Here is a 13,328-nt window from a genome sequence, read left to right as displayed (position 1 = left end):
GATGTCCGCTGAAACCACCTCCGCAGCCGCCGCCGCGCCGGAGCAGGTCCGGCTCTACGACGTCGACAACCCGGCGCCGGTCATCGAAGCGCCGCGCAAGCGCACCAGGAAGACCGGCCGGGCGTCCCGCGGCAACTTCGAGATGCAGGCCTGGCTGTTCATGCGGCTGTCCGGCATCGTCCTGGTCGTCCTGGTCCTGGGCCACCTGCTGATCCAGCTGGTCCTCGACGGCGGCGTCTCCAAGATCGGCTTCGCCTTCGTGGCCGGCCGCTGGGCCTCGCCGTTCTGGCAGGTCTGGGACCTGCTCATGCTGTGGCTGGCCATGCTGCACGGCGCCAACGGCCTGCGTACCGTCATCAACGACTACGCGGAGCGGGACAACACCCGCTTCTGGCTGAAGATGCTGCTGTACACCGCGACGGTGTTCACCGTCCTTCTGGGCACGCTGGTGATCTTCACCTTCGACCCGAACATCTCCTGAAGCCGGGGCTGACTGGAACCATGAAGATCCACAAGTACGACACCGTCATCGTCGGCGCCGGCGGCGCGGGCATGCGCGCCGCCATCGAGGCGACCAAGCGCAGCCGCACCGCGGTCCTGACCAAGCTCTACCCGACCCGCTCCCACACCGGCGCCGCCCAGGGCGGTATGGCCGCCGCCCTCGCGAACGTCGAGGAGGACAACTGGGAGTGGCACACCTTCGACACGATCAAGGGCGGCGACTACCTGGTCGACCAGGACGCCGCCGAGATCCTCGCGAAGGAGGCCATCGACTCGGTCCTCGACCTGGAGAAGATGGGCCTGCCGTTCAACCGCACCCCGGACGGCACGATCGACCAGCGCCGCTTCGGCGGTCACAGCCGCAACCACGGTGAGGCGCCGGTGCGCCGCTCCTGCTACGCGGCCGACCGCACCGGCCACATGATCCTCCAGACGCTGTACCAGAACTGCGTCAAGGAGGGCGTGGAGTTCTTCAACGAGTTCTACGTCCTGGACCAGCTGATCACCGAGGTCGACGGCGTCAAGAAGTCCGCCGGTGTCGTCGCCTACGAGCTGGCGACCGGCGAGATCCACGTCTTCCAGGCGAAGGCCGTCATCTACGCGTCCGGCGGCACCGGCAAGTTCTTCAAGGTGACGTCCAACGCGCACACCCTGACCGGTGACGGCCAGGCTGCCGTGTACCGCCGCGGGCTGCCGCTGGAGGACATGGAGTTCTTCCAGTTCCACCCGACCGGCATCTGGCGGATGGGCATCCTGCTGACGGAGGGCGCCCGTGGTGAGGGCGGCATCCTCCGCAACAAGGACGGCGAGCGCTTCATGGAGAAGTACGCGCCGGTCATGAAGGACCTGGCGTCCCGTGACGTCGTCTCCCGCTCCATCTACACGGAGATCCGCGAGGGCCGTGGCTGCGGCCCCGAGGGCGACCACGTCTACCTGGACCTCACCCACCTGCCGCCGGAGCAGCTGGACGCCAAGCTCCCGGACATCACCGAGTTCGCGCGGACGTACCTGGGCATCGAGCCGTACACCGACCCGATCCCGATCCAGCCGACCGCGCACTACGCCATGGGCGGCATCCCGACCAACGTCGAGGGTGAGGTACTGGCGGACAACACCACCGTCGTGCCCGGTCTGTACGCCGCCGGCGAGGTCGCGTGTGTGTCGGTGCACGGCGCCAACCGCCTCGGCACCAACTCCCTCCTCGACATCAACGTCTTCGGCCGCCGGGCCGGTATCGCGGCGGCGGAGTACGCGGCCACGGCCGACTTCGTCGAGCTGCCCGAGGACCCGGAGAAGCTCGTCGTCGACCAGGTCGAGCGGCTGCGCAACGCCACCGGCGGTGAGCGGGTCACCGAGATCCGCAAGGAGCTGCAGGAGACCATGGACGCCAATGTCATGGTGTTCCGCACCGAGCAGACGATCAAGACCGCGGTCGAGAAGATCGGCGAGCTGCGCGAGCGCTACCGGAACGTGTCCATCCAGGACAAGGGCAAGCGGTTCAACACCGACCTGCTGGAGGCCATCGAGCTGGGCAACCTGCTCGACCTGGCCGAGGTCATGGCGGTCTCCGCGCTGGCCCGCAAGGAGTCCCGCGGCGGTCACTACCGCGAGGACTACCCCAACCGCGACGACGTCAACTTCATGCGGCACACCATGGCGTACCGCGAGGTGGGCGCAGACGGCGCCGAGTCGATCCGCCTCGACTACAAGCCGGTCGTGCAGACCCGCTACCAGCCGATGGAGCGTAAGTACTGATGGCTACCCCGACCCTGGACAAGGCCGCCGAGGCCGACAAGCCCGAGCCCGGCTTCGCCGACTCCCCGTACATCACGGTCACCTTCCGGATCCGACGGTTCAACCCGGAGGTCTCCGACGAGGCCGGCTGGCAGGACTTCCAGCTGGAGATCGATCCCAAGGAGCGCGTCCTGGACGCCCTCCACAAGATCAAGTGGGACCAGGACGGCTCGCTGACCTTCCGCCGCTCCTGCGCCCACGGCATCTGCGGCTCGGACGCCATGCGGATCAACGGCAAGAACCGCCTGGCCTGCAAGACGCTGATCAAGGACATCAACCCGGAGAAGCCGATCACGGTCGAGGCCATAAAGGGCCTGACCGTGCTGAAGGACCTTGTCGTCGACATGGAGCCCTTCTTCCAGGCCTACCGCGATGTGATGCCCTTCCTGATCACGACGGGCAACGAGCCGACCCGCGAGCGCCTGCAGTCCTCCGAGGACCGCGAGCGCTTCGACGACACGACGAAGTGCATCCTCTGCGCGGCCTGCACCACCTCGTGCCCGGTGTTCTGGAACGACGGCCAGTACTTCGGCCCGGCGGCGATCGTCAACGCGCACCGCTTCATCTTCGACTCGCGTGACGAGGCCGGTGAGCAGCGCCTGGAGATCCTCAACGACAAGGACGGCGTCTGGCGCTGCCGGACGACGTTCAACTGCACGGACGCCTGCCCGCGCGGTATCGAGGTCACCAAGGCGATTCAGGAAGTGAAGCGGGCGCTCATCACACGGCGTTTCTAGTACGTCTCCAGTACGTCCGGGGCGCTTCTCGTACGTCAAGAGGCACGTAGGACACGTAAGAGGGGCCCGGCCACCGGTCAACGCACCGGTGGCCGGGCCCTGTTACGTGCCGAGCCGGGCTCGGGACCGCGACCGGCCCCGTTACTACTTCTCCCCCGCCAGCACCTTCTCCAGAAAAGCATCCAGATTCCGCACGGTGCGCGCGATCCGCTCCTCCAGCGTCAGCGCCTCCTCGTACCGGGGAGAGGCCAGCTGGGACTTCTTGCGTCCCCGGACGTAGAGGGAACAGGCGAGGTCGGCACAGAGGTACGTGCCCACGGTGTTCCCCTGCCGTCCCGCGGGCCCGGCCCGGCGCGCCGCGAGCAGAGTGACACCGGACCCCGGATGTCCGGTCGTACACACCGAGCACACCGTCGTCTTGGTGAAACTCCGCCGTACGCCCTGCGGCACCCGCAGCGTCACCCCGATCAGCCCCTCGCCACGCGGCGCCACCAGATAACTCCGGTCCGGCGCCCCCGGATCCCGCCACCCCAGGAAGTCGAGGTCTTCCCAAGGAAGTCCGGCCAGCCCGGCCGGGAGATTGATTCTGCTCGCCTCTCCCTTCGAGCAATTCACAAAGGAGGCGCGTATTTCTTTTTCACCGACGGGGTCCATAAGCGCCGAAGCTATCGCGGCGGGGCGGCTCCGTCATGTCATTTTCCCGAGGGCAGAGCGTGCCGCACCATCGACGGCCGACACGCTGTCCCCGCGCTGTCGCCGGGCTCTCGCCGGGCTATTCGATGCCCTTACCGTCCAGCAGACCGCTGATCCGCTCATGCAGGTCGCACGGCACGTGGAGAGGCCAGCACTCACCTGCTTCGGCGGCCAGATCCCGGCTCCAGCGCCAGCTGTTGCGCGCTGCGGTACGCACGTCTTCGGCCCGCGCGGCGGCGGTGGTGCCGGTGTAACGCTCGCGGTCGGCGGCCGGGAGGTCGTTCTCCAGTGCCCGGCTGGGGGTCAGCCAGTGGGCGGTGCTGTGCCGCAGGAGCCGGCAGAGCTGGAGCTGCTGAGGGGCGATGACGGTGTGCAGCAGCGCGTGGGCGCGGGCGACTTCGCCACGGGCCAGGACGTGGGCGAGCATCAGCGTCCAGTTGGCCAGTTCGTCGATGAGCTGCTGAGCGGTGGTAACCGGCTCGGGCGGCCGGAAGCGGGCCAGCTGCCGGGCGGCCCGGGTCAGGCGGCCGGTCCGGTCCAGCAGGACGGCGTCCTCGGGGCGGGGCAGGTGCACCATCCCCTCCCAGGTGGGGACTTCGTCGATGCCGGCGCCGGCGGCGGTGAGGTGGAACTCACCGCGCATCAGATCGTCGAAGACGACGGCGAGGATGCCGTACATATTGGTGTACGCGAGCTCAAGCGGCGCGAGCTGGCGCAGGAAGGCGCGCCCGTCGAAGTCTTCGACGTGCTCGTCGCGGACGTACAGATAGGCCTCGATGTCGGAGTGCGCATCGGCCTCGCCCAGTGTCCAGGACCCGTACAGCAGAACGCCTTCCAGGCGGGGGTCGGCCTGGGCAAGCTGCCGCAACCGCGCGATGCGATCGTCCAGCGCGGGACAGGCGGACCGGGCCGAAGCTGCGGGAGCGGACGCGGGGCGAGGAGCATGGGAACGAAAAGACATGGCGTGATCACCGTCTCCTGAGTGAGCGAGTGAGCGAGTAGGCAGGTGAACCGGTCAACGTGCAGGCAGGCACGCTGACGAAGCCCGGAACTCGCCGGGCCTATTGCTGCGGACCATGTCCGTCACTCAGGAAAAGACGCCCATGAGCGGGATTCTACGGAGTGCGTGCCGGCCATCGCCAGAATTTTTTGCAGGCAGCTCTGGGAGAAAGTGATGTGCACACGCAACCGGCCGGCACCCCGATGACGGATCACGTGGCCGGCAGCCGGATACTGGCGGGGCAAGGGCTCCCCCGCAGCAGAGGACACACCCCATGAAGCTCAGCCGCCCGGTCTCCTGGTTCCTCCTCGCCTTCGGCGCTTGGTCGTGGGTGGTGTGGGTGACCTTCGTCAAGAATCTGTTCAAGGACGCCAGCGGGCTGGCCTTCGATCACGGGAGCCCTACCGCCTACTTCTGGGTCCACCTCGCGTTGGCCATCACCTCGTTCATCCTGGGGACTGCCATTGGCGTGATCGGTTTCCGGGGCCTTCGGGCACTCCGCCGGGGGCGCCAATAGGGCACCGATAGGACGTCGACAGGGCATCGATAGGGCGGAGCCGACTGAGTCAACGGAGTGAGCGGACGTGACCGGGGCGCTCGGCCCGGCGTTCCTGGGGCATGTCCACACGTCGTACCATCACCGCACTCGGACTCGGATTCGGACTGGCAGCCATCGGAGCGGGAATCGTGACGGCGGCCCCCGCGTCCGCCGGTGGCGTTATCGAGTTTCTCTCCCCAGCCGCGCACAACGCATGCGCCCACAAGAACACGGGCGCGCACAACACAGGCCACCCTGCCCGTGGTAGCGGAACAGTCACCGGCAACTTCGCCGAGTTTCCCCTCCTGGGTTCCATCAATCAATGTGGCGGTGCGGACCTGCCCAACCTCTTTCGCCCCCAGCAAGTGAGAAGTGAATACTGAGATCGCCCGTCCACGTGCACACGTGATCCGTGATCCATGTGCGCATGTGATCTGTGTGCACATGTGATCCACGTGTGCATCTGCGACTGCGACGTCAACCGCGCCGGCGCGTACGGCGTCCATGAGTGATTCACATCCCGGACGGGCAGCTTTGGGATCCCCACCGGACCGGCCAACGTCTTTGTAGCTGTGTGCCCGTACGCGCGCTTCCGGGCCACGACATGGACGGTGACATGTGCTCTGACCTGCTCTTTCACCGAGTCCCTGCTGCTGTGACGGTGAGTTGTTTGCGAAAGGTGATCCAGATGAACCAGCTCCGCGGCTCCATACGGCGGTCGGGAGGGGCACTCTTCCGTGGTGTGCTGGCGGCGTCGCGGCCAAAGAAGGGTACGTTCAGCGACGTGCCGACGACCTTCTGTACTCCACGTACGTCCCTCCGTACCGCCGCCGCGCTGGCCGCCGCCGGGCTGCTGGCGTCCCCGCTGCTGGCCGGCACCGCGTACGCCGACGACCCCAAGGCTCCCGCGCCGCCGGCCAAGCCGCCGGCCAAGATGTCGCGGATCGGCGGGGAGCGGCTGGGCACGCCCGGCGTCCAGGTGGCGCCGCAGCCCGGGGCGCCGCAGCTGCCGGGACCGAAGGCCCTGACCGCCCGTTCATGGATCGTCTCGGACGCCGACTCCGGCAAGGTGCTGGCCGCCAAGAACGCGCATTGGCAGCTCGCGCCGGCCAGTACGCTGAAGATGCTGTTCGCGGACACGCTGCTGCCGAAGTTCCCGAAGGACCAGAAGTACACCGTCAAGCCCGGCGATCTGGTGGGGATGGGCGAGGGCAGCAGCATGGTCGGGATAAAGGAGAACCTCCCCTATAGCGTGCACGACCTGTGGCTGGGCGTCTTCCTGCGGTCCGGGAACGACGCGGTGCACACGCTCGCCTCGATGAACGGCGGAGTCGAGGCCACCGTCAAGCAGATGCAGCAACACGCCGACGAGCTGAACGCGGGCGACACGCATGTCGTCACCCCGGACGGCTACGACGCCCCGGGGCAGGTCTCCAGCGCGTACGACCTGAGCCTGTTCGCCCGGTCGGGGCTGCGGAACGCCGACTTCCGCGAGTACTGCTCGACGGTGAACGCGCAGTTCCCCGGTGACAAGGGCAAGGACGGCAAGCGCGGGACGTTCGGGATCCAGAACACCAACCGGCTGCTCAGCGGCGATTACGACGTCAAGCCGTACCCGGGGATCGCGGGCGTGAAGAACGGCTCGACGACGAACGCCGGGGCCACCTTCACCGGTGTCGCCCAGCGCGGTGACCGCAAACTGCTGGTCACGGTCATGAACCCGGAGAAGAAGGAGCACAACGAGGCCTACCGGGAGGCCGCCAGGCTCCTCGACTGGGGCTTCGCCGCGGCCGGCAAGGTGGACCCGGTGGGCCGGCTCGTCGGGCCGCGCAGCGAGGACGACGGTACCGGCGCCGAGGGGCCCGGGGGGAAGGGCGCCCACGAGAACACCCAGGCGGCGCTGGACGGCGCCGGGTCGAACGGTACGTGGATGTCGGTGGGGATCGCCGGTGGCGCGCTGGCGCTGGTCGGCGCCGTGGGGCTGGTCGTACACCGTCGGCGGCCGCTGCCGGAGCGCATGCGCGGCAAGGGGCGGGGACGCGGGCAAGGACGAGGGCAGGGACGGGGGCGCTCTTCCGGAGAGTGATCCGGGACGACCGTGACACCGGCGGCAGGGGCCACGCCCCGTCCCGGCGTCACGGCCGTGGTTCTGCCCGGCCCCCCTCCTCGCCGTCCCCCGCGCCGTCCGCTTCGCCCCCCTCCTTCCTGTCCGCCGCGCCGTCCGCTTCGTCTCCCTCTCCCTCATCCACCGCGTCCCGCTCGCCCGCCGTGGCCGTCCACGAGGCGCAGTACACCAGCAGCTTCGCGGTGAAGTTGATCCACAGCAGCAGGGCGATCGGGGTGCCGAAGGCGCCGTACATACTGCGCGCGGCGACGCCCTGGAGATAGCCGCTGAGCAGCAGTTTCAGCAGTTCGAAGCCGACCGCGCCGAGGAGTCCGGCGATCACCACGGCGCGGTGCGGCGGGTGCGCGCCGGGGAGCTTGGTCAGGATGTAGGCGAGCAGCAGGAAGTCCGCGAGAACGGCGATGCAGAAGCCGGCGGCCCTGAGCAGCAGGGCCCCGGCGCCCTGCTCGGACAGCCCGATCGCGTCCACTGCCCGGTCCACCGCCGCCGTGGCGAAGACGGAACAGCCGAGCGAGAGCAGGGCGACACCGCCGAGCCCCAGCAGCAGGCCGCCGTCGCGGAGCTTGCCGAGGAAGAAGTTGATGTCCTCGTCGTCCTTCTCCCATACGGCACGCAGACAGTCGCGCAGCGAATCGACCCAGCCGATGCCGGTGAACAGCAGTACGGCGCCGGCGACCAGTCCCACCGTGGTGGCGTTCTCGACCAGCGCGGTGATGTCGAGCTGGGCCGAGATGCCGGGGAACTGCTGGGCGATCGTGCTCTCCAGCTCCCGCAGCTGACGGTCGCTCAGCAGCGTGGCGCCGATCGCGACGCCAACGGTGAGGAGCGGAAAGAGCGCGACGAAACTGGTGAAGGTGATGGCCGCGGCCAGCCTGGTCCACTTGACGCGGAGCATGCGCTCGTAGGCCCGCCAGGCGTGAGTGCCCATCAGCCGGCCGACGGCCGGTCCGACCACCGGCAGCCTCCGCAACCAGTCCATGGCGCTCCCCTCAGCAGATACCGCGATCAATCCGGAACTCTAGCTTCCGATTACCTCGACGACGGATCGGCACCCGCGGCGGCTGTCAAGAGGGGGCGAGGTGATGTCGTCTCAAGAGGGAGGTTTCGGGGGCGCTTTCGAGTGACCGGTGGGGGCGGAGTGCCTCTTCGGAAGGGCGGCCGACGCGGGCGGGGGACTTCGCAAGACGACGGAAAAGCACCTCCCAACAGGGGCACTTTACCTTTTCATTATTGTCCCATGAACAGCCCTTGGCCTATCTTCCACAGAGCGTGCCCGTAACTGCGCAGCCAGTGATGTCAGTTGCTTGCCGGCATATGCGTAGGGGCATGTCACAGGGTTGAGAGCCGGTCCGGGGACCCGCCGCAGGTGAAGTGCCACTCGTCGGCGGCGGCCCCCGGCTCATCGGCCCATGGTGCGTCATGGCACAGCTGCCGACCGGAGCTTGGCGGCGGAGGTCGGCAGGAGACAGCACACGCGAACCAACGGACCAACCCCTGGAGGGTACTCGTGAACCACCCCAACCGGCTACGCAAGGCCGTCCTGGACGACGGCACCACGCCGCTGATCGGCGTCTTCGACATGTTCTCCGCCTCCATCGCGGCCCGGTACCACGACGGCCTGTTCGTCTCCGGCTTCGGCTTCGCCGCGTCCCACTACGGCCTGCCGGACATCGGGTTCATCGCCTGGCCCGACCTCGTCGCCTTCGTCCAGCGGCTGCGTCTGGCGTTCCCGCGCCAGCACCTGCTCGTGGACATCGACGACGGCTACGTCGACGAGGAGACGGCGTGCCATGTCGTACAGCACCTGGAGGCGATCGGCGCCTCCGGGGTGATCCTGGAGGACCAGAAGCGGCCCCGCCGCTGCGGGCACGTCGACGGCAAGCAGGTGCTGCCGCTGGACGAGTACCTGAACAAGCTGGAGATGGTGCTGGAGAGCCGACAGGACCTCCTCGTCGTGGCCCGTACCGACGCCACGGAAGAGGCCGAGATCCTGCGCCGCGCCAAGGCGCTGGCCGCGACGGACGCGGATGTGATCCTCGTGGACGGCGTCCGCAGCGTCGACTGGATTCGCAAGGTGCGGGCGGTCATCGGCGACAAGCCACTGCTGTTCAACCAGATCGCGGGAGGGAAGTCGCCGCGGCTGTCGCTGTCGGAGCTGAACGAGCTGGGCGTGCACGTCGCGATCTACAGCACCCCCTGCCTGTTCGCCGCCCAGACAGCCATCGACCAGGCGCTGGCCGAGCTCAGGAAGGCGGACGGGCGGCTGCCCGAGCACACCCCGGACAGCGTGGGCGTCGCCGAATGCCTCGCCCTGCTGGAGAGGAACATCAGCAGACACCACCGCGAAGCGGAGCTCCCGGCCATCGCGGGCATCGACTGATACCCGTACGGCGGAAGCGGTCGATGGGGAGGCTCGGGCGCGTTCCCTGCGGTCCGGGTGGACCAGGCCTCGGCCTCCGGGTCTCCCCTCCCGTCGGTGTGGGGTACCCGGGCAGGGTCGACGCGCAGTCGGTGCGACGTCGGTGTGGAGTCAGCGTGGAGTCAGTGTGAGGTCAGCGGAACGGTGCCGGTGGGCGGGTCAGGTCGGCGGGCTGACGCGGAACGGCGGCCGGGGACGGGGCGGCGAAGGGGTATTCGCGGTCGAGGCGCCAGACCGCGTCGGGGCCCTGTTCGTAGAGGGCGAAACCGCCGATCGTCCAGGTGGCGGTGAAGTCGCCGAGGTCGGCCTGGGCACGGTCCATGGCGGCTTCGGGAATGCCGTGCGCGATGGTGACGTGCGGGTGGTAGGGAAACTGGAGCTCGCGGGCGCACGGGCCGGAGGCCGCGCGGACCCGGGCCTGGAGAGCGGTGCAGCCCGCCTCGCCCTCGGTGACCTTGACGAAGACGACCGGGGAGAGCGGGCGGAAGGTGTCGGTGCCTTCCAGGCGGAGGGGGAAGGGGCGGGAGACGGCCGCGACCCCGGCCAGATGGCGTTCGATGGCGGGGAGGGCGTCCGCGTCGACCTCCGTGGGCGGGAGGAGGGTGATGTGCGTGGGGATGCCGTGCGCGGCCGGGTCCCCGAAGCTCTCGCGCTTCCGCTGGAGGAAGCTGCCGAACGGCTCCGGGACCGCGATCGAAACGCCCAGCGTTACGGTCCCCACGGCGTTCTCCCTCCTGAGCGACTGATGCCTGACGCCTGACGGCTGATGTCTGTGCGGGCTGTTCTGGGCTGTGCGGCGGTGCGGGCGCGCTCATGCACGCTCTTAGTGTGCCGGGTGCGCTCGCTCTACGGGGAGTGCACCCGGCCCCGGACCCTCGTACGGGCCCTTACGATCCCGAGAAGCTCTTCCCGGCAGGCCCTTCCCGGCAGGCTCGTAAGGGCCCGCCCGGGGCGGACCGCGCGGACGGTCCGGTCAGTGCTTGGCCGGCAGGAGTCCGAGCCGGTCATACGTGGTGGCGAGGGTTTCGGCGGCGACCGCACGCGCTTTCTCGGCTCCCTTGGCCAGGATCGCGTCCAGCGTCTCGGGGTCGTCCAGGAACTCCCGCGTACGGTCCCGGAACGGTGTGACGAAGTCGACCATCACCTCGGCGAGGTCGCCCTTGAGCGCCCCGTACATCTTGCCCTCGTAGGACTTCTCCAGGTCCGGGATGGAGGTGCCGGTGAGGGTGGAGAGGATGCTGAGGAGGTTGCTGACGCCGGGCTTGGCCTCACGGTCGAAGCGGATCACGGTGTCGGTGTCGGTCACCGCGCTCTTGATCTTCTTGGCGGTGACCTTGGGGTCGTCGAGCAGGTCGACGAGGCCCTTCGGGGACGACGCCGACTTGCTCATCTTGATCGACGGGTCCTGAAGATCGAAGATCTTGGCCGTTTCCTTGACGATGTACGCGCTGGGGAGCGTGAAGGTGCCGCCGTAGCGGGTGTTGAAGCGGTCCGCGAGATCGCGGGTCAGCTCCAGGTGCTGGCGCTGGTCCTCACCGACCGGGACCTGATCGGCCTGGTAGAGGAGGATGTCGGCGACCATCAGGACGGGGTACGTGAAGAGGCCGACCGTCGTGCGGTCCGCGCCCTGCTTGGCCGACTTGTCCTTGAACTGCGTCATCCGGGACGCCTCACCGAAGCCGGTGACGCAGTTCATCACCCAGGCGAGCTGGGCGTGCTCGGGCACATGGCTCTGCACGAAGAGCGTGCAGCGCTCCGGGTCGAGGCCGGCGGCCAGCAGCTGGGCGGCCGCGATCCGGGTGTTGCGGCGCAGCTCGGCCGGGTCCTGCGGGACGGTGATCGCATGCAGGTCGACGACCATGTAAAAGGCGTCGTGGGACTCCTGCAGCGCCACCCACTGGCGGACTGCGCCGAGGTAGTTGCCGAGGTGGAAGGAGCCGGCGGTGGGCTGAATACCGGAGAGCACACGAGGCGGACGCTGCATGGCGGAGCCATTCCCCTTGGGGCGGTGGTGGGCGACGGGCGGGCGATCGGAGGCCATGCTCAGCATTCTCTCAGGTGCCCTGCATTACCGGGGAACAGGTGCCCGCGGGCCACCGCTTCCGAACGCCTCGCATGCGCGGCGCCATGGCGGCACTATGAAGAGACATTTCGGGGCATATGCCACATACACCCCGGCATCACCCCGGCATCACTCCCACATGCCTCACCCCTCACCCCACACCGGCTACCGAAACGGAGTCACGGTGACGACGTCCGGACAACGCGGCATCGCCCCCATCACCGCCATCAGCGCCATCGCCGCCGCCGAAGCGCACAGCGCGCACAACTACCGCCCACTCCCCCTGGTGGTGGCCACGGCCGAGGGCGCCTGGATGACGGACACGGAGGGCCGGCGCTACCTGGACATGCTCGCCGGATACTCCGCACTGAACTTCGGGCACGGCAACCGCCGCCTGCTCGACGCCGCCAAGGCCCAGCTGGAACGGGTCACCCTCACCTCGCGCGCCTTCCACCACGACCGGTTCGGCGACTTCTGCGCACAGCTGGCCGAGCTGTGCGGGATGGAGCTGGTACTGCCCATGAACACCGGCGCCGAGGCGGTCGAGACGGCGATCAAGACGGCCCGTAAGTGGGGCTACCGGGTCAAGGGCGTCCCGGACGGCCGAGCGAAGATCATCGTCGCCGACAACAACTTCCACGGCCGCACGACCACCATCATCTCCTTCTCCACCGACCCCGAGGCCCGCGCCGACTTCGGCCCGTACACCCCCGGCTTCGAGATCGTCCCGTACGGGGACCTGACCGCGGTGGAGGCGGCCGTCGACGCCGACACGGTCGCCGTCCTCCTCGAGCCGATCCAGGGCGAGGCGGGTGTGCTGGTGCCTCCGCCGGGCTATCTGGCGGGTGTGCGGGAGCTGACCCGCCGCCGGAACGTGCTGTTCATCGCCGACGAGATCCAGTCCGGCCTGGGGCGTACGGGCCGGACCTTCGCCTGCGAGCACGAGGGCGTGGTGCCCGACATGTACGTACTGGGCAAAGCGCTGGGCGGCGGCGTGGTGCCGGTGTCGGCGGTGGTCTCCTCCCGCGAGGTCCTGGGCGTCTTCGCGCCCGGCGAGCACGGCTCGACCTTCGGCGGCAATCCGCTCGCCTGCGCCGTGGCCCTGGAGGTCATCGCGATGCTGCGGACCGGCGAATTCCAGCAGCGGGCGGCGGAGTTGGGCGAGCATCTGCACCGCGAGCTGGGGCTGCTGGTGGGCGGCGGCGCGGTGGACGAGGTGCGCGGCCGCGGACTGTGGGCGGGGGTGGACGTCAACCCGTCCCGCGGCACCGGGCGGGCGGTGTCCGAGAGGCTGATGACGCGCGGCGTGCTCGTGAAGGACACCCACGGCGCGACGATCCGGATCGCCCCGCCACTGATGATCAGCAAGGAGGACCTGGACTGGGGGCTGGCCCGGATCCGGGACGTATTGGATGTATGGGACGTGGCGGAGGCATAGACGTACGGGAGGTCGGGAGGC

Annotated in this window: 12 protein-coding genes; 7 read left to right on the top strand and 5 right to left on the bottom strand. The window is 68.7% G+C overall.

The annotated features are described in order from the left end of the window. Position 1: 1 nt before the first annotated feature. From AZE13_RS01730 to AZE13_RS01720, 3 genes are read left to right on the top strand one after another with little or no spacing between them, the layout of a single operon-like run. Positions 2 to 481 carry a succinate dehydrogenase hydrophobic membrane anchor subunit gene (locus tag AZE13_RS01730; protein WP_066925929.1) on the top strand — a complete coding sequence of 160 codons (480 nt, stop codon included), beginning with the start codon at positions 2 to 4 and terminating at the stop codon, positions 479 to 481. A 20-nt stretch (positions 482 to 501) separates the two neighbouring features. Then, complete coding sequence (gene sdhA / locus AZE13_RS01725; RefSeq protein WP_066925926.1) at positions 502 to 2,256, top strand: succinate dehydrogenase flavoprotein subunit; 1,755 nt, start codon at positions 502 to 504, stop codon at positions 2,254 to 2,256. Next, on the top strand, positions 2,256 to 3,032 hold the full coding sequence (locus AZE13_RS01720; RefSeq protein WP_066925923.1) for a succinate dehydrogenase iron-sulfur subunit: 777 nt from the start codon (positions 2,256 to 2,258) through the stop codon (positions 3,030 to 3,032). Before sdhA ends, AZE13_RS01720 begins: the two co-directional genes overlap by 1 nt. A 144-nt stretch (positions 3,033 to 3,176) precedes the next feature. Here AZE13_RS01720 and AZE13_RS01715 read toward each other — a convergent pair whose 3' ends face one another. Next, the gene (locus tag AZE13_RS01715) at positions 3,177 to 3,686 is read right to left on the bottom strand and encodes an FBP domain-containing protein (protein ID WP_066925919.1); all 510 of its coding nucleotides are present in this window, start codon (positions 3,684 to 3,686) and stop codon (positions 3,177 to 3,179) included. 118 nt (positions 3,687 to 3,804) lie between these two features. Then, on the bottom strand, positions 3,805 to 4,686 hold the full coding sequence (locus AZE13_RS01710) for a DNA polymerase subunit beta (protein WP_079123593.1): 882 nt from the start codon (positions 4,684 to 4,686) through the stop codon (positions 3,805 to 3,807). 313 nt (positions 4,687 to 4,999) lie between these two features. On the opposite strand from AZE13_RS01710, the gene AZE13_RS01705 reads away from it, so the two are divergent. Both AZE13_RS01705 and AZE13_RS01700 read left to right on the top strand, forming a co-directional pair. Continuing rightward, on the top strand, positions 5,000 to 5,242 hold the full coding sequence (locus AZE13_RS01705; RefSeq protein WP_066925916.1) for an SCO4848 family membrane protein: 243 nt from the start codon (positions 5,000 to 5,002) through the stop codon (positions 5,240 to 5,242). Between the two features lie 805 nt (positions 5,243 to 6,047). Next, positions 6,048 to 7,349 carry a D-alanyl-D-alanine carboxypeptidase family protein gene (locus AZE13_RS01700; protein ID WP_066927091.1) on the top strand — a complete coding sequence of 434 codons (1,302 nt, stop codon included), beginning with the start codon at positions 6,048 to 6,050 and terminating at the stop codon, positions 7,347 to 7,349. Positions 7,350 to 7,398: 49 nt separating this feature from the next. Here AZE13_RS01700 and AZE13_RS01695 read toward each other — a convergent pair whose 3' ends face one another. Beyond that, positions 7,399 to 8,367, bottom strand: coding sequence for a YihY/virulence factor BrkB family protein (locus AZE13_RS01695; protein ID WP_066925914.1), 969 nt, complete (start codon positions 8,365 to 8,367; stop codon positions 7,399 to 7,401). Positions 8,368 to 8,895: 528 nt separating this feature from the next. Between AZE13_RS01695 and AZE13_RS01690 the strand changes: the two genes are divergently transcribed. Beyond that, a complete protein-coding gene (locus AZE13_RS01690) occupies positions 8,896 to 9,768 on the top strand; it encodes an oxaloacetate decarboxylase (RefSeq protein ID WP_066925911.1) in 873 nt (290 codons plus the stop codon). A gap of 172 nt (positions 9,769 to 9,940) precedes the next feature. On the opposite strand, the gene AZE13_RS01685 is transcribed toward AZE13_RS01690, so the two are convergent. Continuing rightward, a complete protein-coding gene (locus AZE13_RS01685) occupies positions 9,941 to 10,528 on the bottom strand; it encodes a 2'-5' RNA ligase family protein (RefSeq protein ID WP_066925908.1) in 588 nt (195 codons plus the stop codon). A 252-nt stretch (positions 10,529 to 10,780) separates the two neighbouring features. Continuing rightward, positions 10,781 to 11,791, bottom strand: a complete 1,011-nt coding sequence (trpS, locus tag AZE13_RS01680) for a tryptophan--tRNA ligase (RefSeq protein ID WP_079123678.1) — start codon at positions 11,789 to 11,791, stop codon at positions 10,781 to 10,783. 217 nt (positions 11,792 to 12,008) lie between these two features. Between trpS and rocD the strand changes: the two genes are divergently transcribed. Beyond that, positions 12,009 to 13,307: an ornithine--oxo-acid transaminase gene (rocD, locus tag AZE13_RS01675; protein ID WP_398780073.1), complete on the top strand. Its 1,299-nt coding sequence runs from the start codon at positions 12,009 to 12,011 to the stop codon at positions 13,305 to 13,307. Positions 13,308 to 13,328: the final 21 nt, after the last annotated feature.

It is taken from the genome of Streptomyces sp. NBRC 110611, assembly GCF_001590865.1.
GTDB lineage: Bacteria > Actinomycetota > Actinomycetes > Streptomycetales > Streptomycetaceae > Streptomyces.
The sequence above is the reverse complement of the archived record's forward strand: the minus strand, read 5'-3'. Positions and strand labels throughout refer to the sequence as shown.

Coding starts and splice junctions, on each gene's coding strand:
- AZE13_RS01730 (WP_066925929.1), top strand. CDS start 2: ATGTCCGCTGAAACCACCTCCGCAGCCGCCGCCGCGCCGGAGCAGGTC.
- sdhA (WP_066925926.1), top strand. CDS start 502: ATGAAGATCCACAAGTACGACACCGTCATCGTCGGCGCCGGCGGCGCG.
- AZE13_RS01720 (WP_066925923.1), top strand. CDS start 2,256: ATGGCTACCCCGACCCTGGACAAGGCCGCCGAGGCCGACAAGCCCGAG.
- AZE13_RS01715 (WP_066925919.1), bottom strand. CDS start 3,686: ATGGACCCCGTCGGTGAAAAAGAAATACGCGCCTCCTTTGTGAATTGC.
- AZE13_RS01710 (WP_079123593.1), bottom strand. CDS start 4,686: ATGTCTTTTCGTTCCCATGCTCCTCGCCCCGCGTCCGCTCCCGCAGCT.
- AZE13_RS01705 (WP_066925916.1), top strand. CDS start 5,000: ATGAAGCTCAGCCGCCCGGTCTCCTGGTTCCTCCTCGCCTTCGGCGCT.
- AZE13_RS01695 (WP_066925914.1), bottom strand. CDS start 8,367: ATGGACTGGTTGCGGAGGCTGCCGGTGGTCGGACCGGCCGTCGGCCGG.
- trpS (WP_079123678.1), bottom strand. CDS start 11,791: ATGCAGCGTCCGCCTCGTGTGCTCTCCGGTATTCAGCCCACCGCCGGC.
- rocD (WP_398780073.1), top strand. CDS start 12,009: ATGCCTCACCCCTCACCCCACACCGGCTACCGAAACGGAGTCACGGTG.